The sequence below is a fragment of the Flavobacterium johnsoniae genome, assembly GCF_001879205.1.
GTDB lineage: Bacteria > Bacteroidota > Bacteroidia > Flavobacteriales > Flavobacteriaceae > Flavobacterium > Flavobacterium johnsoniae_A.
In genome coordinates, this window is record NZ_MLFK01000006.1 from 153,583 (window position 1) to 180,178 (window position 26,596).

Annotated in this window: 24 protein-coding genes; 19 read left to right on the forward strand and 5 right to left on the reverse strand. The window is 34.7% G+C overall.

The features are described from left to right. Positions 1–12: 12 nt before the first annotated feature. The 4 genes from BKM63_RS09935 (at position 13) to dnaG (ending at position 4,614) form a co-directional block, all read left to right on the forward strand. Entirely contained in the window at positions 13–573 is a 561-nt protein-coding gene (locus BKM63_RS09935) for an RNA polymerase sigma factor (RefSeq protein WP_071636455.1), read from the forward strand. After that, complete coding sequence (locus BKM63_RS09940; protein WP_071636456.1) at positions 560–1,288, forward strand: hypothetical protein; 729 nt, start codon at positions 560–562, stop codon at positions 1,286–1,288. Before BKM63_RS09935 ends, BKM63_RS09940 begins: the two co-directional genes overlap by 14 nt. A 34-nt stretch (positions 1,289–1,322) precedes the next feature. Next, complete coding sequence (locus BKM63_RS09945) at positions 1,323–2,414, forward strand: hypothetical protein (RefSeq protein WP_071636457.1); 1,092 nt, start codon at positions 1,323–1,325, stop codon at positions 2,412–2,414. A gap of 130 nt (positions 2,415–2,544) precedes the next feature. Then, on the forward strand, positions 2,545–4,614 hold the full coding sequence (gene dnaG, locus BKM63_RS09950) for a DNA primase (RefSeq protein WP_071636458.1): 2,070 nt from the start codon (positions 2,545–2,547) through the stop codon (positions 4,612–4,614). Between the two features lie 84 nt (positions 4,615–4,698). Here dnaG and BKM63_RS09955 read toward each other — a convergent pair whose 3' ends face one another. Both BKM63_RS09955 and nadE read right to left on the reverse strand, forming a co-directional pair. Beyond that, entirely contained in the window at positions 4,699–5,328 is a 630-nt protein-coding gene (locus BKM63_RS09955; RefSeq protein ID WP_026730588.1) for a response regulator transcription factor, read from the reverse strand. Positions 5,329–5,420: 92 nt separating this feature from the next. Continuing rightward, the gene (gene nadE / locus BKM63_RS09960; RefSeq protein ID WP_071636459.1) at positions 5,421–6,227 is read right to left on the reverse strand and encodes an NAD(+) synthase; all 807 of its coding nucleotides are present in this window, start codon (positions 6,225–6,227) and stop codon (positions 5,421–5,423) included. A 111-nt stretch (positions 6,228–6,338) separates the two neighbouring features. Here nadE and gldB point away from each other — a divergent pair, with 111 nt between their 5' ends. Next, entirely contained in the window at positions 6,339–7,295 is a 957-nt protein-coding gene (gldB, locus tag BKM63_RS09965) for a gliding motility lipoprotein GldB (RefSeq protein ID WP_071636460.1), read from the forward strand. Then, positions 7,295–7,630 (forward strand): gliding motility protein GldC, encoded by a 336-nt coding sequence (gldC, locus tag BKM63_RS09970; protein ID WP_071636461.1) that lies wholly within the window; start codon positions 7,295–7,297, stop codon positions 7,628–7,630. The genes gldB and gldC overlap by 1 nt, the downstream gene beginning before the upstream one ends. Before the next feature lie 244 nt (positions 7,631–7,874). Here the strand turns inward: gldC and BKM63_RS09975 are convergent, their stop codons facing one another. The 3 genes from BKM63_RS09975 to BKM63_RS09985 all read right to left on the reverse strand — a co-directional run bounded on the left by BKM63_RS09975 (position 7,875) and on the right by BKM63_RS09985 (position 10,062). Further along, positions 7,875–8,501 carry a hypothetical protein gene (locus BKM63_RS09975; RefSeq protein WP_071636462.1) on the reverse strand — a complete coding sequence of 209 codons (627 nt, stop codon included), beginning with the start codon at positions 8,499–8,501 and terminating at the stop codon, positions 7,875–7,877. 121 nt (positions 8,502–8,622) lie between these two features. After that, the gene (yihA, locus tag BKM63_RS09980; protein ID WP_071636463.1) at positions 8,623–9,255 is read right to left on the reverse strand and encodes a ribosome biogenesis GTP-binding protein YihA/YsxC; all 633 of its coding nucleotides are present in this window, start codon (positions 9,253–9,255) and stop codon (positions 8,623–8,625) included. 42 nt (positions 9,256–9,297) lie between these two features. Next, on the reverse strand, positions 9,298–10,062 hold the full coding sequence (locus BKM63_RS09985; protein ID WP_071636464.1) for an alpha/beta fold hydrolase: 765 nt from the start codon (positions 10,060–10,062) through the stop codon (positions 9,298–9,300). A 378-nt stretch (positions 10,063–10,440) separates the two neighbouring features. Here BKM63_RS09985 and BKM63_RS09990 point away from each other — a divergent pair, with 378 nt between their 5' ends. The 13 genes from BKM63_RS09990 to ftsZ all read left to right on the forward strand — a co-directional run bounded on the left by BKM63_RS09990 (position 10,441) and on the right by ftsZ (position 26,549). After that, a complete protein-coding gene (locus tag BKM63_RS09990) occupies positions 10,441–10,914 on the forward strand; it encodes a division/cell wall cluster transcriptional repressor MraZ (RefSeq protein ID WP_071636465.1) in 474 nt (157 codons plus the stop codon). Then, complete coding sequence (gene rsmH, locus BKM63_RS09995; RefSeq protein ID WP_207539252.1) at positions 10,889–11,797, forward strand: 16S rRNA (cytosine(1402)-N(4))-methyltransferase RsmH; 909 nt, start codon at positions 10,889–10,891, stop codon at positions 11,795–11,797. The genes BKM63_RS09990 and rsmH overlap by 26 nt, the downstream gene beginning before the upstream one ends. 16 nt (positions 11,798–11,813) lie before the next feature. Next, on the forward strand, positions 11,814–12,161 hold the full coding sequence (locus tag BKM63_RS10000; RefSeq protein WP_071636466.1) for an FtsL-like putative cell division protein: 348 nt from the start codon (positions 11,814–11,816) through the stop codon (positions 12,159–12,161). Continuing rightward, positions 12,152–14,158 (forward strand): penicillin-binding protein, encoded by a 2,007-nt coding sequence (locus BKM63_RS10005; protein ID WP_071636467.1) that lies wholly within the window; start codon positions 12,152–12,154, stop codon positions 14,156–14,158. The genes BKM63_RS10000 and BKM63_RS10005 overlap by 10 nt, the downstream gene beginning before the upstream one ends. Beyond that, positions 14,155–15,618, forward strand: a complete 1,464-nt coding sequence (locus BKM63_RS10010; protein WP_071636468.1) for a UDP-N-acetylmuramoyl-L-alanyl-D-glutamate--2,6-diaminopimelate ligase — start codon at positions 14,155–14,157, stop codon at positions 15,616–15,618. Before BKM63_RS10005 ends, BKM63_RS10010 begins: the two co-directional genes overlap by 4 nt. 78 nt (positions 15,619–15,696) lie before the next feature. Next, positions 15,697–16,929, forward strand: a complete 1,233-nt coding sequence (gene mraY, locus BKM63_RS10015; protein ID WP_071636469.1) for a phospho-N-acetylmuramoyl-pentapeptide-transferase — start codon at positions 15,697–15,699, stop codon at positions 16,927–16,929. Beyond that, on the forward strand, positions 16,930–18,261 hold the full coding sequence (gene murD / locus BKM63_RS10020) for a UDP-N-acetylmuramoyl-L-alanine--D-glutamate ligase (RefSeq protein ID WP_071636470.1): 1,332 nt from the start codon (positions 16,930–16,932) through the stop codon (positions 18,259–18,261). A 78-nt stretch (positions 18,262–18,339) separates the two neighbouring features. After that, on the forward strand, positions 18,340–19,659 hold the full coding sequence (locus BKM63_RS10025; protein ID WP_071636471.1) for an FtsW/RodA/SpoVE family cell cycle protein: 1,320 nt from the start codon (positions 18,340–18,342) through the stop codon (positions 19,657–19,659). A gap of 45 nt (positions 19,660–19,704) precedes the next feature. Beyond that, positions 19,705–20,790 carry an undecaprenyldiphospho-muramoylpentapeptide beta-N-acetylglucosaminyltransferase gene (gene murG / locus BKM63_RS10030; RefSeq protein ID WP_071636472.1) on the forward strand — a complete coding sequence of 362 codons (1,086 nt, stop codon included), beginning with the start codon at positions 19,705–19,707 and terminating at the stop codon, positions 20,788–20,790. Between the two features lie 209 nt (positions 20,791–20,999). Then, a complete protein-coding gene (gene murC / locus BKM63_RS10035; RefSeq protein WP_071636473.1) occupies positions 21,000–22,349 on the forward strand; it encodes a UDP-N-acetylmuramate--L-alanine ligase in 1,350 nt (449 codons plus the stop codon). After that, positions 22,336–23,058, forward strand: coding sequence for a cell division protein FtsQ/DivIB (locus tag BKM63_RS10040; protein ID WP_071636474.1), 723 nt, complete (start codon positions 22,336–22,338; stop codon positions 23,056–23,058). The genes murC and BKM63_RS10040 overlap by 14 nt, the downstream gene beginning before the upstream one ends. Before the next feature lie 6 nt (positions 23,059–23,064). Further along, positions 23,065–24,474, forward strand: coding sequence for a cell division protein FtsA (ftsA, locus tag BKM63_RS10045; protein WP_071636475.1), 1,410 nt, complete (start codon positions 23,065–23,067; stop codon positions 24,472–24,474). A gap of 86 nt (positions 24,475–24,560) precedes the next feature. Continuing rightward, positions 24,561–26,549, forward strand: coding sequence for a cell division protein FtsZ (ftsZ, locus tag BKM63_RS10050; protein ID WP_071636476.1), 1,989 nt, complete (start codon positions 24,561–24,563; stop codon positions 26,547–26,549). The last annotated feature ends 47 nt before the right edge of the window (positions 26,550–26,596 follow it).

Genomic DNA, 26,596 nt, shown 5'->3' on the forward strand with positions numbered 1-26,596 from the left:
GAAAGCTTATTAATGAAAATTATTCATTTACATCAAGAAGAAACTGAAGTCATAAAGCTGGCTGTCGAAAATAATCGTCAGGCACAACAGCAGATTTACAGCAGGTTTTCTCCTAAAATGTTAAGCGTATGCCGGCAATATATAAAGGACATTCAGCTGGCAGAAGATGTAATGATAACGGCTTTTATGAAGGTATTTACCAATTTAAGCAAGTTTGAAAATAAAGGAAGTTTTGAAGGCTGGATCCGCCGAATTATGGTTAACGAATGCATTTCGTATTTGAGAGTTCAGAAGAAAGTAAAATTTGCCGAAGATGAATTTTTTGTCGAAGAAAGTTTTAATGAAATCGACAGCCAGTTTACCGTTGAACAGATTCAGTTTTTAATTGATGCTTTGCCCGATGGTTATAAAATGGTTTTCAATCTGTACGCCATCGAAGGTTACAAACACAATGAAATTGCCAAGATGTTAGGAATTAATGAAGGAACATCGAAATCGCAATTATCGCACGCCAGAAAAATGCTGCAAACACAAATTAGTATTTTAAAAAAACAAGATAATGGAACCGAATAATTTTGAAAAGGATTTCCGTGAAAAGCTAAACGAACGCAAAATTGAGCCAGGCAATAAAGCCTGGGATCGATTAGATGCGATGTTGAGCGTAGCTGAAGAAAAGAAAACGCCAGTAAAACATTCAAAAAGAAAATGGCTGTACATCGCGGCTAGTATTGCAGGCTTTTTATTGGCGGGAACGTTCTTTTTTAATCAAAAGAAACATGCGGTTGAAGTAACTAAAAATGTTGTAATAGAAGAAAATACAAAGAGAAATTCTGTCGAAAAACCAATCTTAAATAAAGTTGATTCCGTTAAGGCTGAAACTGTAATTGCCGAAAAAACTTCAACAGAACCTTCTACCCAAAAATCAAATCAACAAGGAAATAATGTTAGCCTAAAACCAAATAAAATCATCCCAAACAAATCAAATCAAATAGTGGAGTCTTCAGTCATCATCAAAAACAATCAAGAAAAACAATCAAATAATAGTCAAACCGTAATTGCTGAAAACCCTCAAAAAGAAAATGTAGATCAATTACTGGAAGCGGCAGAAAAAACAGTTTTGGCTGAAAATTCGGCAAAGCCAAAAAAAGTAAAAATCAATGCTTCGGATTTACTGAATCAGGTCGACGGCGAATTGGAACTTTCATTTAGAGAGAAAATGATCACAAAAATCAATAAAAGCTATCATACGGTAAAAGTAGCGGTAGAAAATCGTAATGTCAAAAATTAAATAATCATCAATCAAATCAATCAAATCAACAATTATGAAAAATTTTACAATTTATTTATTTCTCTTAGTATTCTTATTTGTTACTAAAATGGTAGGGCAGGAAACTTTTGAGAACAAAGCAAAATCAATTGCTGTAAATATTGAAAAAATCACCAATGAAGAGAAAGCAGCATTAAAAAAGGAAGTTGATGAAGTCAATAATCAGTTAGTTGAAGGAGTGATTTCTAAAGAGGAAGCGGAAAAAAAGAAAAAAGAATTTGCAGAAAAAAGAGCGCGTAATATAGAAAATAGAGTTGCAATAGAGCAGGAAAAACTAGAAAAACTAGTACAGGAAAAAGTAGATGGTAAAATAAATTATGATAAGGAGAAAGGTGGTACTATATTGTTAATTGGAGGAGGTAATGATTCTATCAGGCCTCACCAGACCGAAATAAAAATTCCTGCTATGAAAGTATATGATGGACAGGATGACAAGGTAAAAAGAGAATCAAAAAGAACTACTTCTCAATTTGTATTTGCTATGGGGTTAAACAGCACAATGGCTGACGGCAAACTTCAGGATTCAAATTACAATTTTATTGGTTCTCATTTTTATGAATGGGGTTTAACTTTTAATTCCAGAATATTAGAACATAATAATTTACTTCATGCAAAATATGGACTTTCATTAATGTATAACAATCTTCGTCCGACAGATAATCGCAGTTTTGTGGTGAATGGTGAGCAGACAGATTTGGTTACGAATCCTATAAATTTAAAAGAATCTCGTTTTAGAAATGTGTATTTGGTGGCTCCTGTACATCTTGAATTTGATTTTTCGAAAGATGGAAATTATGAAGGGAAATCATATTATAGAACACACAAGGGTTTTCGTATGGGGTTTGGAGGTTATGCAGGAATCAATGTCAAATCTAAACAGATTTTAAAATTTGAAGATAATGATTATAAAACAACACAGAAAACAAAAGGGGATTTTAATGTAAACAATTTTGTTTACGGATTGAGTTCATACATAGGTTATAAAGAAATAAGTTTGTATTTAAAATATGATTTAAATCCGATTTTTAAAAGTAATACAGTCGACGAAAACAATATTTCTTTAGGTATTCGTTTCGATTTTAATTAAGGACAAAGTTTGAGTTTAGTTAGTAGAAAAAGTGCTTCGAAAGAGGCACTTTTTTTTGCTTAAAACCTAAAAATTCAGGCTGGATTTATGTACTTTTACAGGCTCTCATTTTTAAAAAATAATTTAAGTTTTGATTTCACAAAATACAATAGATACTGTTTTTGAAACTGCTCGAGTTGAGGAGGTTATTGGTGATTTTGTCAATTTAAAGCGCGCAGGAAGTAACTTCAAGGGATTAAGTCCGTTTTCAGATGAGCGGTCGCCATCGTTTATGGTTTCGCCTGTAAAACAAATCTGGAAAGACTTTAGTACTGGTAAAGGAGGGAATTCTGTTAAATTCTTAATGGAACATTCGCAGTTTACTTATCCCGAAGCGATTCGGTATTTAGCTAAAAAATACAATATCGAAATTGAAGAAACGGAGCAGACAGACGAAGAAAAAGCCATAACCGATGTACGCGAAAGTATGTATCTGGTTTCTGAGTTTGCATCCAAATATTTTCAGGATGTACTTTTAAATTCTGAAGAAGGAAAAGCCATTGGTTTGTCTTATTTTAAAGAAAGAGGTTTTACCAATGAAACCATCAAAAAATTTAGTTTAGGATATTCTCCGGAAACCTGGGACGCTTTGACGAAAGAAGCATTAGGAAAAGGTTACAAATTAGAATTTCTGGAAAGTACAGGTTTGACAATTCCAAGAGAAGACCGCCCGTTTGACCGTTTCAAAGGGCGTGTTATGTTTCCTATACAAAGTATGTCCGGACGAGTTCTGGGTTTTGGAGGACGTATTTTAACCAATGATAAAAAAGCGGCAAAATACCTCAATTCACCAGAAAGTGATATTTACCATAAAAGTAAAGTGCTTTACGGAATTTATCAGGCCAAACAGTCCATAGCCAAACAAAACAATTGCTACCTGGTTGAAGGATATACAGATGTTATTCAGTTTAATCAGGCCGGAATTGAAAACGTTGTGGCTTCCTCGGGAACTGCTTTAACGCCGGATCAAATTCGATTAATCAATCGTCTGACCAGAAATATCACCGTTCTTTTTGATGGTGATGCGGCGGGTTTACGTGCGGCAATTAGAGGAATCGATTTGATTCTTGAAGAAGGAATGAATGTAAGAGTCTGTTCTTTTCCAGATGGAGAAGATCCGGATAGTTTTGCGAGAAAAAATTCGCATGACGATTTAGTTGCTTATTTAGAAAATAACAGCAAAGATTTTATACAGTTTAAAGCTTCGATCCTGATGGGCGAGGCTAAAAACGATCCTATAAAAAAAGCCGATTTAATTCGGGATATGGTTAGCAGTATTTCTAAAATACCGGATCGCATCCAGCGTGAAGTATATATTCAGGAATGTGCCCGAATTATGGATATTTCGGAACAGGTTTTGGTAAGTACGCTGGCGCAGCTGATTCAAAAAGATATTGCAGACGTTAATAAAAAACAAAAGCAGGAACAAAAGCCTTTTGAAGTCGTTAGAAACCAAAATCCAAAATATACAAGCTTTTCGGGTGGAGATCCCGAAGATCCAAGAACAGGCCCGCCGGATGATTATCCGGGAGACTATGGATATCCTGGAGAGCAGACAGAAAAAGTAGATATTTTATATGGTTTCGAGAAAAAAATTATCGAACTATTATTGCTATACGGAAGCGTAGAAGAAGATTTTGAAGATGTTTTCCTGAAAGCAGATGAAGAAGGAAATGTTAAGGAAGTCAGCGAAAAACGAAAATACAGAGTTTACGAAAAAATTTATTTAAGCCTGCAGGAAGATGAAGTAGAGCTGTCTAATACTTTGTTTCAGAATATTTTTGCTGGATTAATTGATTTTTACAATCGAAACGAAACTTTTAGTTTAGATAAATATTTGATGCATCTGCATCCTGATTTTGCTCAGGAAGTCACCAATATTTTAATGGAAGATGAAAAAGTAACAATCCACAACTGGGAAGGACAGAATATTTTTCCAAAACATAAAAATGTTACGATCGAGCAAAATGTTTCAGATACTATTTTTTCGATGCGTTGGTTTTTAATCTCAAAAATAATTCACGATTTAAAAAATTCGCTGGTTTCTGATCCACAGGAAGATAATTCAGAAATATTATCAATGGTGGTCGATTATTCTAAACTGCTCAATAATTTTTCAAAAAAACTGGGAAGGGTAGTGGTCCCTTATCATGGCGGATAAAAATCAAAAAGCTCTATAGTGATTAACAATATAGAGCTTTTTTTATGGTTGATGACTTGCAAAGCAAATCAGGATACCACCAAATTAAATAATTTCTAAAGTCTTAGCTTTGTTTACTAAGTCAACTAAATTAGTAACGTTCAATTTAGTCAATAATCTTAGTTTGTAAGTACTGATCGTTTTTTCGTTCAGGTTTAAGATTTTAGAGATTTCATTGTTTTTCTTACCATCACTTAAGTAACGTAAAACCTCGATTTCACGGTTAGAAAGTTTTCTGTACAAACGCTCGCTTTTGCTTTGTTTAGCAATAAGTGCCATGTTTTTACGTACAGTTTCGTTGATGATAATTTTTCCTTCGTGTACTTTAATAATAGAAAGACCTAAAGTTTCAAGTTTTTCTGTTTTGTGTACATACCCGGATACACCTGCTTTAATTGCGTTTGGAGCATACATTTGCTCAGCCAGGTCACTGAAAATCACAATTTTTGTTTTTGGGAAATTTTTCAAGATTGATTTAACTTCAAAGATACTTGAAAGACCTTCTAATTCTAGATCTAAAATTAGAATGTCGATTTCTTTCGTTTGAAGAATATCTCTAACCATTGAAAAATTGCCTACGTTGGCAACAATTGAAATTTGATCGTGGTCTTTGAAATAAGACTTAACGCCAAAGTGAGTCACAGGATGATTGTCTGCAAGACATACTTTAATCATAATTTTACCTTTTTAGAATTGTTATCATGTTTTTGGAACTGTAAAATTAATAAATAAATTCTGTAATTAATTGCAGACAAATGTTAAAAAAATTATTTTAACGTTTTTGGTATTAAACAAACGGGTATTGATTCCATTTTATGCTTGTTGCTGGTGTTTAATCTTTTATAGATTTCAAAGACAGATTTTTCTCTCCCATTAAAGTCATCTGCCGTATTTCCTGACTCCGCGGCCAACATGGCCCACTCCAGTTCATCGTAACTTGCGCCTAATTGATCTTCGTCGGTTCTGTTATCGCCAAAAAGACCATCAGTTGGAGCAGCTGTTAAAATTGATTTTGGAATCTCTAAAAATTCTCCCAAAGCATAAACATCCGACTTCATTAAATCGGCAATTGGACTTAAATCGACGCCGCCGTCACCATATTTTGTATAAAATCCTACTCCAAAATCTTCTACTTTATTGCCCGTTCCTGCTACTAAAAGCCCGTGAATACCGGCTAAATAGTATAAAGAAGTCATTCTTAAACGTGCTCGGGTATTGGCTAACGATAAATTAACTTTTGTTGAATCTTTTGTGGTAGGCACAGAGGCCTTAAAAGCTTCAAAAGTGTCAGTTAAATCCGTTTTTACACTCAAAACGTTAGAAAAACGCTTCGATAATTGCTCTATATGTTCTCTTCCTCTTGATACCTGACTTTCAGCCTGATGAATTGGCATTTCTACACATAAAACCTGTAAACCGGTCTGTGCGCATAGTGTAGAAGTTACTGCAGAGTCTACTCCGCCCGAAATACCAATTACAAAACCGTTTACTTTTGCGTTATCAGCGTAATTTTTTAACCACTCAACAATATGTTTATTTACTTTTTCTGTTTGAATTGTGCTTTTTTTAGCCATAATAGTTCAAGTTTTAAGATGCAGGGATGTATATTTGCAGAATTATTTTAAGTACACATACTACACATATATGTACTTAAATTCCAGCAACACAAATCTAATTAAAATAAAATGAAAATTTATCGCTTTGTAGTGGTTCTGTGCTTGTTTTTTTTGTCTTGTGACCAAAAAACAAAGGTTGAAAAAGAGGTTGAAGAAATCCCGGTTAATATTAAAGTAGAGCGTTTTGATAAAGTGTTTTTTGAAACCAAGCCACAAGATTTGGCCAAAGTAAAAAAGCAGTATCCGTTCTTTTTTCCTGAAGGAAACGATGACAGTGTTTGGCTGCAAAAAATGCAGGAACCAATTTGGAGAGAAGTATATGAGGAGGTACAAAAAAAATATGCCAATTTTGAACCCGTTCAAGAAGAATTCGATGACCTTTTTAAACATGTAAAATATTATTTTCCAAAAACGAAAACACCAAAAGTGATTACGGTAATTGGAGAAATGGACTATAATGCAAAGGCAATTTATGCAGACAGTCTCGTAATTGTTGCATTAGAATTATATTTAGGAAGGGATCATAAGTTTTATGAGTTTCCAAAATACCTGAAATATAATTTTGAAGAAAAACAAATAATGCCAGATGTTGTTTCGAGTTTTACGTATCGAAATATTCCGGCCTATCAGGATAAAAATCTAATTTCTCAAATGATTTTTGAAGGGAAACAATTGTATGCAAAAGATTTGCTTTTGCCTAAATATACTGATGCAGAAAAAATTGGCTATACGCCGGAGCAGATAAAATGGTGTGAGGAAAATGAAAGTTATATGTGGCGATATTTTCTTGAAAACGAAATGCTGTATAGTTTAGATCCTAAATTAACTACTCGTTTTATAAATCCAGCTCCATTTTCTAAATTTTATTTAGAGATAGATAATGATTCTCCAGGAAGAGTGGGTGCCTGGATTGGATGGCAGATTGTTCGTTCGTATATGAAGAACAACAATGTTTCGTTATCAGAATTGCTAAAAATAAACCCAAAAGAAGTATTCGAAAAGTCAAAATATAAACCTAAGAAATAATGTCAAATACAATAAAATCAGAAATTAAATTCAACGTTGAATTAGATGAAAACCGTGTTCCCGAAAAATTAACGTGGAGTGCTCAAGACGGCGGCATTCAGGCTGAAGAAGCAAAAGCAATAATGTTGTCTATTTGGGACAGCAAAGCGCAGGAAACAATGCGCATCGATTTATGGACAAAAGATATGCCGGTAGACGAAATGAAAATTTTCTTTCACCAGACTTTAGTTGCCATGGCTGATACTTTTAAACGTGCTACAGACGACGAAAAAATGTCGGACACAATGAAGGATTTCTGTGATTACTTTGCAGAGAAACTGGAATTGACTAAATAGTATAAAATTCTAAATATTTAAATCCCAAATCCAAGTTTACAATTGGAATTTGGGATTTTTTATTTTGATTTTTGAAATTTCAGCTTTGAATATAAAAAAGTTTGCAGTCGCGGTTTTTAGTTAGAACTTTACATTGGTTTGAAAATGGCTTCGTCGAATATTAAGAGATTAACACAGATAAAAATCCTTTTAAATCGTTTAATCTGTGGCAGCAAAAACATTTAACTTTCTCTGAAAACGGAGACTATTTCACAGACCTTTTAGTCAAATCTTTAAAAATTCGTTTTAAAGCTCCGTTCATTAAACTGTTTGAGTTTTTGTAAAATTGTATGTTGTCAGCAAGTTTGCTTGATTTTTCTGTTTCCCACATAGATTTCGAATTGTCTTTATGAGTGACACCGGTAACGGTTTGCGAATATATAATCTGATGCAGATTTAAATCGTAAATTTCCAGAGTTACCGAAGCCTGATTTTTTCCGGAAGAATAATCGTCCTGATACAGTTCTATTGAATATAAATCGCTTTTGCTTTTTTTGGTAGAAATATTAATGAAAAAATCAAAGCCGGTTCCGTCTTTCAGTTCCTTCATTTTTGCCCTATTCGGATTTAAATTAATTTTTCTCGTAATAAGCAGTCCATTAACATCATGAATGTATGAAATTCTTTCTCCTACGTTTTTTTTGAAAAAATTTAAGGTCTCTTCGGTCAGTTTGTCTTTAGAATTTTTAGGGCAGTCTAATTCATTCAAAAGCCATTTTCCCGAAGTAAAATCAACTCCGGTTCTTTGTCCGGTTTCAAATATGTAAGATGGAGTGGAGCATGATGAAAAAACAATAAAAAGAAAGCTTAGAAAGAGCAGGACTTTTTTCATAACCAGGTTTTGGATTCGCCTCAAATATAGTGTAAAAAAGTTACAATAAATAAAATTCCAAATTCCAACTGTGTAAATTGAAATTTGGAATTTAAAGTTTTTCATATTGAAATTCAACTATTTAAATTGAATTTAAAAAACCGCTGTTACTTTTAAAAACTTCCTGATTTACTTCGTCAATATAAGAAAGTAATTCTTCTTTACCGATTGATTCTGTAGATGAGGTAACGAAATACTGAGGCATTTCGGCCCAGTTGTTGGCAAACATTTGTTTTTTGTATGCTGCAATATGCGAATCAATTTTTACCCTGCTTATTTTATCGGCTTTGGTAAAAATGATGCAAAACGGAATTTCACTTTCGCCCATGTACGACATAAATTCGATGTCTATTTTTTGGGCTTCATGACGAATATCAATTAAAACAAAAGCACAAACCAGTTGTTCTCTGTTTTCAAAGTAATCGGTTATAAACTGTTGAAATATTGATTTTGTCTTTTTTGAAACTTTAGCATAACCATACCCTGGTAAATCGACTAAAAACCAATTGTTGTTGATTTTAAAGTGATTTATCAGCTGTGTTTTTCCTGGTCTTCCAGATGTTTTTGCTAAGTTTTTATGATTGGTAATCATGTTTATCAACGATGATTTACCCACGTTTGATCTGCCTATAAATGCGTATTCCGGTAAGAAATCCTTCGGGCATTTTGATGCATCAGAATTACTGACAATAAATTCGGCGGTATTAATTTTCATGCTTTTTGGTTTTAAAACCTCCTTGAAATCGAAAGTTAGATGCTATAAATTCTTCTCAACAAGCCATTGTTCAAGAATTTTGTTGAATTCTTGAGGATGTTCCATCATAGCAGCGTGTCCACATTTGTCAATCCAATACAAAGTTGAATTAGGCAATAAACTGTCAAATTCTTCAGCCACATTTGGCGGTGTCACGGCGTCATTTTTACCCCAGATGATACAGGTTTCAACTGTCATTTTTGGTAAATCTTTGGCCATATTATGACGAATTGCGCTTTTTGCAATTGTTAGTGTTTTGATTAATTTTATACGATCATTTACTGTTGCATAAACTTCATCGATTAATTCTGGTGTTGCTATTTTTGGATCATAAAATACATCTTCAGCTTTCTTTTTGATGTATTCATAATCGCCTCTTTTTGGGTAGCTGTCTCCCATTGCACTTTCGTAAAGTCCAGAACTTCCGGTTATTACAAGTCCGGCTACTTTTTCAGGATATAATTTTGTGTGGTAAAGTGCAATATGTCCTCCCAATGAATTTCCTAATAAAATAACTTTGTCAAAACCTTTAAAAGTGATAAAGTCTTTTACGTATTTCGCAAAACTTTTTACGTTGGTTTTTAAAATGCTTTGTGTGTATATTGGCAAATCCGGGATAACAACTTTGTATCCTTTCGTTGGGAAATATTGTGCTACAGCATCAAAGTTACTAAGGCCTCCCATTAACCCGTGTAAAATTACGATAGGAGTTCCTTCTCCAGCTTCAAAATAGCTGTATTTGCCTTCTTTTTTGTAGTGTTTGTCCATCTAATCTAATGCCAATTTCAATTTCGACAAATATAGGGTTAAATAAATAAAAATGAATTTTTGCCGCCATTTTTTAACTAGATTATTTTAGTAGAACATCTAAGTGTTTAAAAATCAGCTTTTCTGTTGGGTTTTGTTATATTGTTTAAATGTTAAAATCATTGCATTATAATTAATTTTTTAAGAGAAATGATGTTTAATTTTTGTAATTGTTAAAAGAATCTTTCTCTGCGCTGATTAATATCTAAACTGTTGATTGCTTAATGTTTATGAGAAGTGGTAGGAAAGTGGTTAAACTTATTAACAAAGTGGTATATAGTGGTAATATGTGGTAAAATTTTTTATATTTTTGCTGTATAACATGTTAATAGATTTTTCTTGAACACAATTGTAGGAACATACGAGTGTAAAGTCGATGCAAAAGGGAGGCTGATGATGCCTGCACCCTTAAAAAAGCAGTTGGCGGCCTCTCTTCAGGATGGTTTTGTCTTGAAGCGCTCGGTATTTCAGCAGTGTTTAGAATTGTATCCAATGGAGGAGTGGAATTTGATGATGGCGAAAATTAACAAGTTGAATCGTTTTGTAAAAAAGAACAATGATTTCATCCGCAGATTTACTGCCGGCGTAAAAGTGGTAGATATTGATGCATTAGGAAGATTATTGGTGCCAAAAGATTTGGTTACGTTTTCGGGTATTTCTAAAGATGTGGTTTTTTCATCTGCGGTTAATATTGTGGAAATTTGGGATAAAGATTTATATGAAAAATCAATAAGCGGCGAAGATATGGATTTTGCAGATTTAGCCGAGGAAGTAATGGGAAATATTAATGACGACGACAATGGAATATCATAATCCGGTTTTACTTCATCCAACAGTTGATGGTTTAAATATTAAACCAGACGGCATTTATGTAGATGTAACGTTTGGCGGCGGAGGCCACTCAAAAGAGATTTTGAGACGATTAGGGCCAAACGGAAAATTATTTGCCTTTGATCAGGATGAAGACGCGCTGGCAAATGCGCTGCCTGATGAAAGATTTACCTTGATTAATGAAAACTTTAGGTTTATAAAAAGATTTCTTCGTTTTCATGGTGTTAAAGGAGTAGATGGGATTTTAGCAGATTTGGGAGTTTCATCACACCAGTTTGATGTTCCGGAAAGAGGTTTTTCAACCAGATTTGATGCCGAGCTTGATATGCGGATGAGTCAAAAAAATGATTTAAATGCTTATCGGGTGGTTAACGAATATGAAGAACAGGATTTACGTCGTGTTTTTTTTGATTATGGGGAGTTGAAAAATGCACCGGTTTTAGCAAGAACTATCGTAGAGGCCAGAGAACATTGGCCAATTAAAACTACAGATGAGTTAAAAGAAGTTTTAAAGAAGTATTTGCCAGAGAAAGTTCGAAATAAAATATTAGCCCAGATTTATCAGGCGATTCGAATTGAGGTAAATCAGGAAATGGATGTTCTGAAAGAATTTATTGAGCAGTCTCTTGAAATTTTGAATCCGGGCGGAAGATTTTCTGTAATCTCTTATCATTCTTTAGAAGACAGACTGGTAAAAAGATTTATTAAAAACGGAATGTTTGAAGGAGAACCGGAACGCGATTTTTTTGGAAACTTTTCGGTACCGTTTAAAAGTATTGGCAAGTTGATTGTTCCGGACGATGAGGAGATCAAAATAAACAATAGAGCAAGAAGTGCAAAATTGAGAATTGCTGAAAAGATATAATATATATAGGTAGAAAATGAAGAGTGGAGTATTTGGCATATTAAAAGCAAGATTTCTAATTAACGATGATGCAGTAAAGAACTGGCGGTTCATTGTTTTTATAATTCTGCTGGCGATTTTGATGATTGCAAATACACAGCGATATGAGCAGAAGGTATTTGAAATTGCAAAACTAAATAATGAAGTAAAAGAACTAAGATCAGAATTTGTAGATAGGCGTTCAGAATTAATGAAGCTGAAAATGGAGTCAACAATCTCGGATAAAATGCTCGAAAAGCAGATTTTTCCATCCACTGTTCCTCCAGTTAAGATAGAAGTTGAAAAAGAAGAAGAAAAAAGTTTCTTTAAAAGAATATGGCAGTAGAAGATAAACATATATCCTACAGAATTTACCTCGTAGCAGTTTTCATCTTTTTGATGGCAATTGCTATTGTCGTTAAATTAACCAATATTCAATGGGTTGAAGGAGATTATTACAGAAAACTGGCCAAACAGCGTACAGTTAGAAATTTTGTAATTCCGGCAAATAAAGGAAATATCTATTCTGCAGATGGGAGTTTATTGGCAACATCAATTCCTAATTATGAAATTCGTTTTGATGCTAAAGCGCCAAAAACAGAGACGTTTGAAAAACATGTCAAAGCATTATCAGATTCTTTAGCGACTGTTTTGGATAGACCCGGAGGTTATTATGAAAAAGAATTACGAAAAGCAAGAGCCAATAAAAACCGCTATTATTTAATTGCCCGCAATTTAAGCTATACAGAATATGTTAAGATCAAAGGCTTTCCATTATTCAATTTAGGAGCTTTTAAAGGAGGTATTATTGTAGAGCAGGAAACAGTTAGAAAACATCCGATAGGAAAAATTGCTGAAAGAACAATTGGTTACGATCGTATTGATCCGGCAACCGGAGTAGAAGTTGGTAAAGGAATCGAGTGGGCTTTTAAAAGCTATTTGAACGGAAAAGATGGTAAAATTCTAAAGCAAAAAATTGCAAAAGGACAATGGAAACCTATTCGTGATGTTAACGAAGTAGATCCTATTGATGGTTATGATGTAATTTCTACGATAGATGTTTTTATTCAGGATATTGCGCACCACGCTTTGTTGAAACAATTGGAAGATTATGAAGCAGATCACGGTTGTGTGGTGGTTATGGAAACAGAAACAGGGCATGTAAAAGCAATTTCGAATTTAGGAAGAGCAGAAGATGGGTCGTATTACGAAACAACAAATTATGCAATTGCAGAATCTCACGAACCTGGATCGACTTTTAAATTAGTTGATTTAATGGCAATTTTAGAAGATAAAGTTGCAGATACAAGTACTGTTTATGACAGTCACGGCGGAGAAATTAGATATTATGGAAGAGCAGTTCGTGATTCGCATAAAGGAGGGTACGGCAAAGTTACATTGGCACGTGGATTTGAGCTTTCGTCAAATACTGTAATGGTACAAGCGGTTTATGAAAATTATAAAAATAACCCCTCCAAGTTTGTAAATCATATTAATGCATTAGGATTAAATAAAACATTAGGGCTGCATTTTAAAGGAGAAGGTAGACCATATATTCCACAGCCTGGAGACAAGCACTGGTCGGGAACTACACTTCCGTGGATGGCTTTTGGGTATAATGTTTCGGTTACGCCAATGCAGACCTTAACCTTATATAATGCCGTTGCAAATAATGGGGTTATGGTAAAACCTCAATTTGTATCTGAAATTAAGGAATGGAATAAGACTATTAAAAAGTTTGATACAGAAGTAATAAATCCAAGAGTTTGTTCGCCGGAAACGCTTAAAAAGGTAAAAGCAGTTTTAGCAAACGTGGTAAAAAAAGGAACAGGTTCTAAGTTGTATTCGAAAGATTTTTCGATGTCAGGAAAAACGGGAACAGCCATGGTAAATTATGGTAACGCTGGAAGAGAAGGAATGTATTATGCATCTTCTTTCGCTGGTTTTTTTCCGGCAGATCATCCAAAGTATTCTTGTATTGTAGTGGTTCATAAACCCAATACGGCTAGAAATAATTATTACGGAGCAGACGTTGCGGGGCCGGTTTTTAAAAGAATTGCCCAAAAAATATTTACTGACGCACCTTCAACAAATAAAATCAAAAAACTGGATTCTAAAATTCAAAAACAAGAAAGCAGTTATGATAAATATATCGTTGAAGCCAATAAGAAAATAAATCAAATTCCTGATTTAAAAGGAATGCCTGGAATGGATGCAATTGCTTTACTGGAAAATTTAGGTTTGAGAGTTAAGGTAAATGGAGTAGGGAAAGTAAAAAAACAGTCTTTACAAGCTGGACAAAATATTAGTAAAAACACAACAATAGTATTAGAATTATCGTGAAAATACTGAAAGACATATTATATAAAGTAGCTATTGAGTCTGTAACGGGTTCGACAGAAATCGATATACATAAAATTGAATTTGATTCGAGAAAAATTGAAGCGAATGATGTTTTTGTAGCGATTCGCGGATCACTTTCTGATGGTCATGATTATATAGAAAAAGCGATTCAGCTGGGGGCTATTGCGATTATTTGCGATACTTTACCTGTAAATATCGAAAAAGGAATTACGTATATTAAAGTAAAAGATACCAACACGGCATTGGCTTTTATGGCAGCTAATTATTTTGGAAATCCTTCTGAAAAATTAAAATTAGTGGGTGTCACAGGTACAAACGGAAAAACAACTATTGCATCGTTATTGTTTCAGTTGTTTGAAAAAGCCGGTTTTAAAGTTGGTTTATTATCAACTGTAAAAATCATGGTTGATGAAACAGAATATCCTGCAACGCATACAACGCCGGACTCTATTACAATTAATCATTATTTAAATGAAATGGTTGAAGCTGGAGTAACGCATTGTTTTATGGAAGTGAGTTCACACGGAATTCATCAAAAGCGTACTGAAGCTTTGCATTTCGTAGGCGGTATTTTTACGAATCTTTCGCACGATCATTTAGATTATCACCCAACTTTTGCAGAATACAGAGATGTAAAAAAATCATTTTTTGATTCGCTGCCCAAAACAGCTTTTGCTTTATCAAACATAGATGATAAAAACGGAACTGTGATGCTGCAAAATACTATGGCAAGAAAGTTTACATACGCGCTAAAATCGTATGCTGATTTTAAAGCAACAATTTTAGAAAGCCAATTGTCAGGTTTACTGCTAAAAGTTAATGATAATGAAGTTTGGGTAAAACTAATAGGAACTTTTAATGCCTACAATGTTCTGGCTATTTATGGAACGGCTGTAGAGCTGGGAATGGATAGTCTTGAGGCGTTGCGCTTATTGTCTGATTTAGAAAGTGTTTCTGGGCGTTTTCAATACATTGTCACTGATTCTAAAGTGACAGCAATTGTAGATTATGCTCATACTCCGGATGCTCTTGAAAATGTTTTAAAGACGATCGACGACATCAGAACCAAAAACGAACAATTGATTACAGTTGTGGGCTGCGGAGGAAACCGAGATAAAACTAAAAGACCAATTATGGCCAAAATTGCGGCAGATCTTAGTGATAAAGCAATTTTAACCTCAGACAATCCAAGAAATGAAGATCCTGAAGTGATTTTAGATGAAATGGAACAAGGTGTTGAGGCTCATAATTATAAAAAAATATTAAGAATAACCGACAGAAAGCAGGCTATTAAAACTGCCTGTCAGCTGGCTCAGCCTAATGATATTATTCTAATTGCCGGAAAAGGGCATGAAACCTATCAGGAAATTAAAGGAGTGCGTCATCATTTTGATGATATGGAAACAGTTAAAGAAATTTTAGATCAACTAAACAAATAATATCCAGATATACAATTCCAAATACCACAGAATAAACGGGGATTTGAAGTTTAAGAAAGGAATTTAAAATAAAGAGATATGCTATACTATTTATTTGAATATTTTGACAAAACACTGGATGTGCCTGGAACAGGAGTTTTTCAGTACATCACATTTAGATCAGCGTTAGCATTTATGCTTTCGCTGCTGTTGTCAACCATTTACGGAAAAAGAATTATTAATTTTTTACGCCGTCAGCAAGTTGGAGAAACAGTGCGTGAGCTTGGTCTTGCAGGTCAAAATGAAAAAGCAGGTACGCCTACTATGGGTGGTTTGATCATTATTTTTGCAACATTGGTTCCGGTTTTGTTATTCGCAAGACTGCATAATATTTATATCGTATTGCTTATCGTAACGACGTTATGGATGGGAACTATTGGCTTTGTAGATGATTATATCAAAATATTCAAAAAAGATAAACAAGGTTTAAAAGGGATTTTTAAAGTAATTGGTCAGGTGGGTCTTGGAATAATTGTGGGAGCGGTTCTTTATTTTAACCCTGCTGTAACAGTTAGAACAGATACAGGTCGTACAGATGTTTTTAAAACTGTCGCTAATACAGCAGTTGTACTTCCGGCGCCTGTAGAAGAAAAATCTACGGCAACAACAATTCCGTTCGTAAAAAACAACGAATTTGATTATGCTGAAGTTTTATCGTTTATGGGGGATGGATACGAAAAATGGGCTTGGTTAGTATTTATACCAGTAGTAATTTTTATTATCACGGCTGTTTCAAACGGAGCTAATTTAACAGATGGAATTGATGGACTCGCTGCCGGAACCTCCGCAGTGTCAGTGCTCGCACTCGGAATATTTACGTTTGTTTCTGGAAATATTATTTTTTCGAACTATTTAAATATAATGTACATCCCCAATTCCGGAGAAATGACGGTTTTTATATCGGCTTTTGTGGGGGCATTAATTGGGTTTCTTTGGTATAACTCATTTCCGGCATCTGTTTTTATGGGAGATACAGGAAGTTTAACCATCGGAGGAATTATTGCCGTTTTAGCAATTGCAGTTCGTAAAGAAATATTAATTGTGTTGTTCTGCGGTATTTTCCTTGCAGAAAGCGCTTCAGTAATTATTCAGGTAAGTTATTTTAAGTATACTAAAAAACGTTTTGGAGAAGGGCGAAGAATATTTCTGATGTCACCTCTGCATCATCATTATCAGAAAAAAGGATATCATGAAAGTAAAATTGTGACTCGTTTCTGGATTGTTGCTGTCATGCTGGCCATATTGTCAATTGTTACCTTAAAATTAAGATAGATGAGGCTAGTAGTGTTAGGAGGAGGAGAAAGCGGTGTAGGTACAGCTATTCTCGGAAAGAAACAAGGATATGAAGTTTTTGTATCTGATTTTGGAAAGATAAAAGAGAGTTACAAGGAAGTTCTTATCATTAATAAAATTGCCTGGGAGGAAGAACAGCACACAGAAGATTTAATTCTAAATGCTGATGTAGTGATGAAAAGCCCCGGAATTCCGGAGAAGTCCCCCATAGTAAAAAAGCTGGTTGCGGCGGGGGTGAAAGTAATTTCGGAAATTGAATTTGCAAAGCCTTTTACGGAAGCAATGACAATTGGAATTACGGGAAGTAATGGTAAAACGACCACCACAATGCTAACCTATCATTTGCTTAAATCAGCGGGATTAAATGTAGGTTTGGGAGGTAACATAGGTAAAAGTTTTGCCTGGCAGGTAGCCGAAAATAAATTTGACGCATACGTTCTTGAATTAAGCAGTTTTCAGTTAGACGGAATTATAGATTACAGACCAGATATTGCTATTATAACCAATATTAGTCCAGATCATCTGGATCGATATGAATATAAATATCAGAATTATATCAATTCAAAGTTTCGAATAACGATGAATCAAACCGAAAGTGATTATCTCATTTATGATGCAGACGATGAGGCAAGCGCAGAATGGTTAAAAGAGAACAAAACAAAAGCAAAATTAATTCCTTTTTCATTGACTAAATCATTCAGTGAAGGGGCTTCTATAAATAACAACAAAATGGAAATAAAGATCAACCAAGAAGAGTTTACAATGGAAACAGAATACATTGCGTTAGAAGGAAAACATAATATGAAAAACGCAATGGCAGCAAGCTCTGTAGCAAAATTGATGCAAATTAGAAATGCAACAATACGCGAAAGTTTATCCAATTTTCAAGGTGTTGAACACCGTTTAGAGAAAGTATTGAAAATCCAAAATGTACAATACATCAACGATTCTAAAGCAACAAATGTAAATGCTACTTTCTTTGCTCTTGACAGCATGAACGTGCCAACGGTTTGGATTGTTGGAGGGGTTGATAAAGGAAATGATTACAATGAATTAATGTCATTGGTTCGTGAAAAAGTAAAAGCAATTATATGCCTTGGGGTTGATAATCACAAAATTATTAATGCTTTTGGAGACGTGGTTGATATTATGGTTGAAGTTAATAATATGAATGATGCTGTAAAAACAGCACAAAGATTAACAGAAAAAGGTGATGCCGTTTTATTGTCCCCAGCCTGCGCAAGTTTCGATTTATTCGAAAACTACGAAGATCGTGGAAAGCAGTTTAAACAAGCGGTTCATAACTTATAAAATAAAAGTTTCAAGTTTCAGGTTTCACGTTACGAGGAACCTGAAACCTGAAATAAAAGAAACCTGAAACTAAAAACAATGAAGGAATTAGTAAACAAACTAAAAGGAGATAGGGTAATATGGTCATTCGTGGCTTTATTGGCGTTGTTTTCGTTTATGCCTGTTTTTAGTGCGAGTAGTAATCTGGCATATATAGGTCACGGAACCGGAAATACATTGGGTTATTTGGTAAAACATTTGGCGCATGTTTGTATTGGTTTCTTGATTATTTACTGGGTTCACAAAGTGCCGTATCATTATTTTAGAGCGATTTCTAAAATTGCGCTTCCGGTAGTTTGGCTTTTGTTATTGTATACTTTATTAAAGGGAACTGTAATTGCAGGAGCAAATGCAAGTCGTTGGATTCAGGTGCCGTTTATCGGAATTACGTTTCAAACTTCGACTTTGGCGGCAAGCGTATTGTTTATTTATGTAGCACGGTATTTGTCAAAAACCAAAGAAGAAAATGAACCGTTTCAAACCTCATTAATTCAGCTTTGGGTTCCGGTATTTATTACTTTGGCATTAATATTACCAGCCAACTTTTCGACCACTGCGTTGATTTTTTCTATGGTAATGATGCTTACGTTTATCGGTAAATATCCATTAAAATATATTGGTTTTATTATAGGTTCAGGAATTGCCATGCTGGCTTTTTTCCTTTTGGTAGCCAAAGCATTTCCGGAGTCAAGATTTTTCAGCAGGGTATCAACTTGGGAAAGTCGTATCATGAACTTTACCACTGATAAGCCGGATGAAGATGATTATCAAATAGAAAAAGCAAAAATTGCTATTGCATCCGGAAGATTGGGCGGATTAGGTCCGGGGAAAAGTGTTCAGAAAAACTTTTTACCGCAGTCGTCTTCGGATTTTATTTATGCCATTGTAGTAGAAGAATATGGTTTAGTAGGAGGAGTTTCGATATTAGTGCTCTATTTGTTGCTGCTGTTTCGATTTGTGATTGCGTCGCACAAAGCCAATACATTATTTGGTAAGTTAGTCGTCGTAGGCCTCGGATTCCCCATGATATTTCAGGCGATGATTAATATGGCAGTTGCAGTCGAATTACTGCCGGTGACAGGACAGACGCTTCCATTGATAAGCTCTGGAGGTAGTTCTATCTGGATGACTTGTTTTTCTCTTGGGATCATTATTAGCGTAACCAAGAAAGATGAAGAAATCGCCGAAGAACAGGAAGAAAAAGAAAGAAGAAGAGAAGCGCTTCAACGTTTAATAGATAAAGAATTGGCCGAAGATGATCTGCCAGTTGATGAAAGAGAAGAAATTTACGAAGACGAAGCCATGTATTCTATCGAGGATAATTCAAGAAACCCAATGAATGCGGTTTTAAATAAATAAAAGAATAAAAACAATAGTTTTTAAAGCGTTAAAACTTTTTAAAAGATGTCAAAATATAAATTCATATTAAGCGGTGGCGGTACAGGAGGGCATATCTATCCTGCAATTGCGATTGCAAATGAATTAAAATTACAATTTCCTGATGCTGAATTTCTTTTTGTTGGAGCCAAGGACAAAATGGAAATGCAAAAAGTGCCTCAGGCTGGTTATGAAATAAAAGGGTTGTGGATTGCAGGTTTGCAAAGAAAACTCACGCTTCAAAATATGATGTTTCCTCTAAAATTAGCAACAAGTTTGTTAGAATCAAGAAGAATCATCAGGCAGTTTAAGCCAAATGTAGTAATAGGAACCGGAGGTTTTGCCAGCGGACCTTTATTGCAGGCGGCAGGCGGGGCGGGAATCCCGACAGTGATTCAGGAACAGAATTCTTTTCCGGGAATTACCAATAAATTGTTGAGCAAAAAAGCAAATGCAATTTGTGTGGCTTATGAAAATTTAGAAAGGTTTTTTCCAAAAGAGAAAATAGTTCTAACTGGAAATCCGGTTCGTCAGGATTTAATTGATATTGATAGTAAACGCAATGAAGCAATTGCTTTTTATGGTTTAGATCCGAATAAAAAAACATTACTGGTTTTAGGAGGAAGTTTAGGTGCACGAAGAATCAATCAGCTAATCGAAAAAGAATTGCCAAATTTTCTTTCACAGGACGTTCAGGTAATCTGGCAGTGCGGAAAACTATATTTTGAAGAATATAAAAAACACAATCAACAAAACGTTAGAGTAGTTGATTTCATCGAAAGAATGGATTTTGTATACGCTGCTGCGGATGTGATTATTTCGAGAGCAGGAGCATCATCAGTTTCAGAATTATGTATTGTGGGTAAACCAGTAATATTTATTCCTTCGCCCAATGTTGCTGAGGATCACCAAACTAAAAATGCACAAGCAATTGTAGATGCAAAAGGTGCAATTTTGTTGAAAGAATCTGAGTTGGAAAGTCAGTTTAGCATTGTTTTTGAAGCGCTGCTGAAAGATGACGGAAAACAAAAACAATTAAGTGCAAATATTAAAAAACTGGCCCGTCCGGATGCAGTAAAAGTGATTGTAGAGGAGATTAAAAAGTTGTTATAATATAACTTTTTCTAAAAATTGTGAAACATTTAGAGAAAAGCAGCATGTTATTTTAGGCAATTTGGTCAAATAAGAACAGAAAAAACACAACGGCTTAATTACTAGTTTTTTATGAGGTGAAAAGCAGTAAATAGGTTTGAAGATAAAATTAAAGGATAAAGTTTTACGGCTTAAAGCCTAAAGCGTAATGCTTAAAGCAAAAATTAAAAATGAATTTAAATCAAATACAAAACGTTTATTTTATTGGTATTGGAGGCATCGGAATGAGTGCCCTGGCCCGCTATTTTAAGTATATCGGGAAACAGGTTTCGGGTTACGACAAAACGCCGTCAATGCTTACAAGCGAATTAATCGAAAGTGGTATTGATATTCATTTTGAAGATAATATTAATTTGATTCCGAGTGACTATTTTGTAGAGAACACACTGGTTATTTTTACGCCTGCTGTTCCAAAATCACATTCAGAATGGAATTATTTTATCGAAAGAAATTACGAGATTAAAAAGCGTGCAGAGGTTTTAGGAATTATCACGAAAGATACTTTTAGTTTTGCAGTTGCCGGAACACACGGTAAAACAACAACTTCAAGTATTTTAGGACATATTTTATACGAAAGCGGAGCAGATGTTACGGCATTTGTGGGCGGTATTGTAGAAAATTATAATTCTAATTTAATAGGAACCGGAAAAACCGTTACAGTTGTAGAAGCAGATGAATTTGATCGTTCATTTTTGCACCTGCATCCAAATATTGCCTGTATAACCTCAATGGACGCAGATCATTTGGATATTTACGGAACAAGCGATGCAATTGAGGCTTCGTTTGTTGAGTTTGCATCAAAAGTAGAAGATAAAAATAAATTGTTTATAACCAGAGAATTGCCTCTTGAAGGTGTTCAATGTGCTATAAATGAGGATGCTGTTTATAAAGCATATAATGTTCGAATCGAGGATGGAAGTTATGTTTTTGATGTGCAGACGCCTTCAGAAATTATAAAAGACCTGCATTTCGGACTGCCAGGAAAACACAATTTAATGAATGGGTTAATGGCTATTGCGATGGCAAAAACTTATGGCACCCCGACCGAGGCCATTGCAAGAGCTATTGCCTCGTTTAACGGCATCAGAAGACGTTTTTCTTATCAGATTAAATCTGAAAATTTAGTTTATATAGATGATTATGCACATCATCCAACAGAAATAAACGCTGTTCATCAAGCAGTTAGGGAATTGTATCCGGGGCGTAAAGTACTGGCGGTTTTTCAGCCGCATTTATTTAGCAGAACAAGGGATTTTGCTGATGGATTTGCAGCAAGTTTATCACAGTTTGATGAAGTGTTTTTAATGGATATTTATCCGGCACGCGAATTACCGATGGAAGGAATTACATCGCAATGGCTGTTAGGTAAAATGACAAATTCGAATAAAAAAATTGTTGCAAAAGAAGATTTATTAGCGGAAATCAAAGCCAGTGATGCGCCAATAATTGTAACAATAGGGGCTGGTGATATTGGTGAAATGGTACCGTCAATTAAAAAAATGCTAAATGAAAATATTTAATTGGACAAATATTCGATTAGTACTCATTTTAGGGCTTGTTCTTTTTCTATATTCTTTCGCGCAGCATCGAAATGGAGATAGAAAATTGAAAAAATCTATGGTTGTTTTTGTAGGAGAAAATACGCTTTTCGTTAAGCCGGAAACGGTTAATAAATTGTTGATAGAAAATAAAAGAGACGCTTCCAGTATTAGAAAAGATGAACTAGATTTGAATAAGATAGAGAAAACCCTGGATACGCAAGACATGATTGAGAAGTCAGATGTTTTTGTAAGTATCGATGGTGTTCTAAAAGCGGTAGTAAAACAGAAGACACCAATAGCGAGAGTTTATGATGGTGATCACTCTTTTTATATTGACTATGAGGGTAATAAAATGCCCTTGTCAGATAATTTTACGGCGCGAGTTCCTCTTATTTCCGGGGCAATAAATGAAAAAAATAACGAAGATTTAGCTGCTTTATTTCGCACAATTTACGACGATGCGTTTTTGAAAAAAAACATCATTGCGATACAAATTATGCCGAATGGCAGCCTAAAAATGTTTAACCGAAACTATGATTACATCATAGATTTTGGTCGTACGATGAATGTTGATAAAAAATTTAATAACTATAAAGCCTTTTTTCAAAAAGCGGTTTTAGATAGTTCGTTATATAAATACAGTAAGATTGACCTTAGGTTTACGGAACAAGTAGTTTGCACAAAATAATAGAAAATGGAAAAAGATAACATTGCAGTAGGTCTAGATATTGGAACGACAAAGATAGTTGCCATGATCGGCAAGAAAAATGAGTATGGAAAGTTGGAAATTTTGGGTATTGGTAAATCCAAAAGTCTGGGAGTTGCACGAGGTGTTGTAAACAACATTACGCAAACTATTCAATCCATTCAGCAAGCAATACTTGAAGCCGAAAATAATTCAGGTTATAAAATAAAAGATGTTGTTGTGGGTATCGCCGGACAGCACATCAGAAGTATTCAGCATACAGATTACATAAGCCGAAATAACCCGGAAGAAGTAATTGGAGAAAAAGACATTCAGCTTTTAATCGATCAGGTTAATAAACTGGCTATGTTACCGGGAGAAGAGATTATTCACGTTTTGCCGCAAGAGTTTAAAATTGACGGGCAGTCTGAAATAAAAGAACCTATCGGAATGTACGGCGGAAGATTAGAATCTAGTTTTCACGTAGTGGTAGGACAGGCATCATCCATCAGAAATGTTGGAAGATGTATTCAAAGTTCAGGAATCGAATTATCAGGATTAACATTAGAACCATTAGCTTCGGCAGATGCAGTTTTAAGTCAGGAAGAAAAAGAAGCTGGTGTTGCGCTTATCGATATTGGAGGCGGAACAACAGATTTGGCTATTTTTAAAGACGGAATTATTCGTCATACTGCTGTGATTCCTTTTGGAGGAAATGTAATTACAGATGATATTAAAGAAGGCTGTTCGATTATCGAAAAGCAAGCTGAACTTTTAAAAATAAAATTCGGATCGGCTTGGCCGGGAGAAAATAAAGACAATGAAATTGTTTCTATTCCAGGTTTAAGAGGCAGAGAACCAAAAGAAATTTCATTAAAAAATCTTTCTAAAATTATTCACGCCCGTGTGGTGGAAATTGTAGAACAGGTTTTTGCAGAAATTAAAGCTTACGGACACGAAGATCCCCGCAAAAAATTAATTGCAGGAATTGTTCTTACGGGCGGCGGTGCACAGCTAAAACATATTAAACAATTAGTAGAATATATTACTGGTATGGATACCAGAATTGGATATCCAAACGAGCATTTAGCCGGAAACTCAAGCGAAGAAATCTCAAGTCCATTATTTGCAACAGCTGTAGGTTTGGTAATGAACAGTATCGAAAACAGCACGCAAAGCGCCGTTAGAATGGAAATCGTTAATGAGCAGCCAAAAGTAGTTTACAGAAATGTTCCTCCGCCGGTGCAGCGATACGAAGTTGAAGAAAACTACGTTGAACAAGTAGAAACCTTTGAAGAAACAAGAGAAGTTAAAACAGCAGCAAAGGTTGAAGCGGAATCTACGGAAACAAAAATTAGAAGATCATTTTTTGATAGATATGTCGATAAAATCAAAGATTTTTTAGACAACGCAGAATAACAAGAATAAAAAGAGAAAAGGATTACTTTTTGCCCCAAGTCAAGAAGTAAAAAATGTACTAAATAAGAATTTCAAAAACCAAAAAGATGATGAGCAACTCAGAATTTGGAAGTATTTCATTTGATTTACCAAAAAACCAATCAAATGTAATCAAAGTAATAGGTGTAGGTGGAGGTGGTAGTAACGCTATTAACCACATGTTTAAACAAGGTATTAAAGGTGTTGATTTTATAGTTTGTAATACCGATTCACAAGCACTGCAGAACAGTTCGGTGCCTAACAAAATTCAGTTAGGGATGAATTTAACAGAAGGTCTGGGAGCAGGAGCAAATCCTGATGTTGGACAGCAGTCTGCTATTGAGAGTATCGCTGACATTGAGAAAATGTTAGATCGTGGTACCAAGATGGTATTTATTACAGCCGGTATGGGTGGTGGAACCGGTACAGGTGCTGCTCCGGTAATCGCACAATTAGCAAAAGAAAGAGAAATTCTTACAGTTGGTATCGTGACAATTCCTTTTCAGTTTGAAGGGAAAGTGCGTCAGGAACAAGCTTTATTAGGAATCGAAAAATTACGTAAACAAGTTGACTCTTTAATTGTAATTAATAATAACAAATTAAGAGAGGTTTATGGAAATCTTGGTTTTAAAGCAGGATTCTCTAAAGCAGACGAAGTTTTGGCAACAGCCTCAAGAGGTATTGCCGAAGTAATTACGCACCACTATACTCAAAATATCGATTTACGTGACGCTAAAACTGTTTTGGCAAACAGCGGAACAGCGATCATGGGATCTGCAGTATCAGAAGGTGAAAACAGAGCAAAAGATGCTATTGTATCAGCATTAGATTCTCCGTTATTAAATGACAATAAAATTACAGGAGCCAAAAACGTATTGTTGCTTATCGTTTCTGGATCTAACGAAATAACGCTTGATGAGATTGGAGAAATCAACGATCACATTCAGGCAGAAGCAGGTTATAATGCCAATATTATCATGGGAGTTGGTGAAGACGAAACTCTTGGTGAGGCTATTGCAGTAACTATTATTGCTACCGGTTTTGATGTTGAACAGCAAAACGAAATCGTTAATACTGAGCCTAAAAAAATCATTCATACGTTAGAAGATGAGCAGAGAAGTGTTCATAATCTAACCAATAGAACATTGACTTCTTTTGATTTAAATGCTGAAACACCTACTGCAAAATCAGAAGAGAAAATTGTTTTTGATTTAATGGAAGATACGGTTGCTCCCGTAGTACAAACTCCAGCTGCGCCAGTAAAAACACCAACAATCAATCAGGAAGAATTGGTAGTAATGTCTGAGTTTATTAAAAACCTGGATGTAACTTTTGAAATTGTTTCGCCAATTACTGATATTGATTTTAAAATTTCTACTCCGGCACCGGCAGCAGAAACTATTCAGGAAGTAAAACCTGTACAGCAGAGAACTTTTGAGAGAGAAGAACAAACTACTTTTTCATTTGATTTACCGCTTTTCAGATCTGAGCCTGAAGTTAAAAGAGAGCCGGTTGCAGAACAAGATAATAAAATTGTTTTTGAACTTTCAAACGAAACTCGTAATATTAAAGTAAACGATCCAGTTTCATTTGTACCGGTAACGGAACTTTCTGATAACGGAATCATCAAGTATTCGTTGGAAGAATATATGGAAGTTGAAAATGATTTAATGGCTTCTAAACCAGTTGAAAAAGTAGTTGAAGATGTTGTTCCTGAGGAATTGAACATTACTTTAAAACCAAGAGTTGATTTTGCAAGCCAGCCTGATTTTTCTACAACTTCTGAAGTTTCTCCACTTGAATTAACAATTGAAGAGACTTTACGCTTAAGAGCAGAAGAAAGAAGAAAGAAACTAAAAGAATTTAATTATAAATTCCACAATAATGTTTCAAGAATTGATGAGTTGGAAAAAGAACCGGCTTATAAAAGATTAGGAATCGATTTGTCGAATTCTCAGTCAAACAATACAAATTCAAGAATTTCGGTTGGAACAGATAGTAACAACGATTTGCAATTGCGTTCAAACAATTCATTTTTGCACGACAACGTAGATTAAATTTACAATCATAATATTAGGATAGCCCGAAAATTGGATTTAATTTT

Excerpts from the sequence above, each read along its gene's own strand:
- BKM63_RS09945 (WP_071636457.1), top strand. The coding sequence starts at position 1,323 with ATGAAAAATTTTACAATTTATTTATTTCTCTTAGTATTCTTATTTGTT.
- yihA (WP_071636463.1), bottom strand. The coding sequence starts at position 9,255 with ATGAAAATTAATACCGCCGAATTTATTGTCAGTAATTCTGATGCATCA.
- BKM63_RS10005 (WP_071636467.1), top strand. The coding sequence starts at position 12,152 with ATGGCAGTAGAAGATAAACATATATCCTACAGAATTTACCTCGTAGCA.
- rsmH (WP_207539252.1), top strand. The coding sequence starts at position 10,889 with ATGACGACGACAATGGAATATCATAATCCGGTTTTACTTCATCCAACA.
- BKM63_RS09975 (WP_071636462.1), bottom strand. The coding sequence starts at position 8,501 with ATGAAAAAAGTCCTGCTCTTTCTAAGCTTTCTTTTTATTGTTTTTTCA.
- nadE (WP_071636459.1), bottom strand. The coding sequence starts at position 6,227 with ATGGCTAAAAAAAGCACAATTCAAACAGAAAAAGTAAATAAACATATT.
- murD (WP_071636470.1), top strand. The coding sequence starts at position 16,930 with ATGAGGCTAGTAGTGTTAGGAGGAGGAGAAAGCGGTGTAGGTACAGCT.
- murC (WP_071636473.1), top strand. The coding sequence starts at position 21,000 with ATGAATTTAAATCAAATACAAAACGTTTATTTTATTGGTATTGGAGGC.
- gldC (WP_071636461.1), top strand. The coding sequence starts at position 7,295 with ATGTCAAATACAATAAAATCAGAAATTAAATTCAACGTTGAATTAGAT.
- mraY (WP_071636469.1), top strand. The coding sequence starts at position 15,697 with ATGCTATACTATTTATTTGAATATTTTGACAAAACACTGGATGTGCCT.
- BKM63_RS09935 (WP_071636455.1), top strand. The coding sequence starts at position 13 with ATGAAAATTATTCATTTACATCAAGAAGAAACTGAAGTCATAAAGCTG.
- gldB (WP_071636460.1), top strand. The coding sequence starts at position 6,339 with ATGAAAATTTATCGCTTTGTAGTGGTTCTGTGCTTGTTTTTTTTGTCT.
- BKM63_RS09955 (WP_026730588.1), bottom strand. The coding sequence starts at position 5,328 with ATGATTAAAGTATGTCTTGCAGACAATCATCCTGTGACTCACTTTGGC.
- BKM63_RS10025 (WP_071636471.1), top strand. The coding sequence starts at position 18,340 with ATGAAGGAATTAGTAAACAAACTAAAAGGAGATAGGGTAATATGGTCA.
- BKM63_RS09940 (WP_071636456.1), top strand. The coding sequence starts at position 560 with ATGGAACCGAATAATTTTGAAAAGGATTTCCGTGAAAAGCTAAACGAA.
- murG (WP_071636472.1), top strand. The coding sequence starts at position 19,705 with ATGTCAAAATATAAATTCATATTAAGCGGTGGCGGTACAGGAGGGCAT.
- BKM63_RS09985 (WP_071636464.1), bottom strand. The coding sequence starts at position 10,062 with ATGGACAAACACTACAAAAAAGAAGGCAAATACAGCTATTTTGAAGCT.
- ftsA (WP_071636475.1), top strand. The coding sequence starts at position 23,065 with ATGGAAAAAGATAACATTGCAGTAGGTCTAGATATTGGAACGACAAAG.
- ftsZ (WP_071636476.1), top strand. The coding sequence starts at position 24,561 with ATGATGAGCAACTCAGAATTTGGAAGTATTTCATTTGATTTACCAAAA.
- BKM63_RS10040 (WP_071636474.1), top strand. The coding sequence starts at position 22,336 with ATGAAAATATTTAATTGGACAAATATTCGATTAGTACTCATTTTAGGG.
- BKM63_RS10000 (WP_071636466.1), top strand. The coding sequence starts at position 11,814 with ATGAAGAGTGGAGTATTTGGCATATTAAAAGCAAGATTTCTAATTAAC.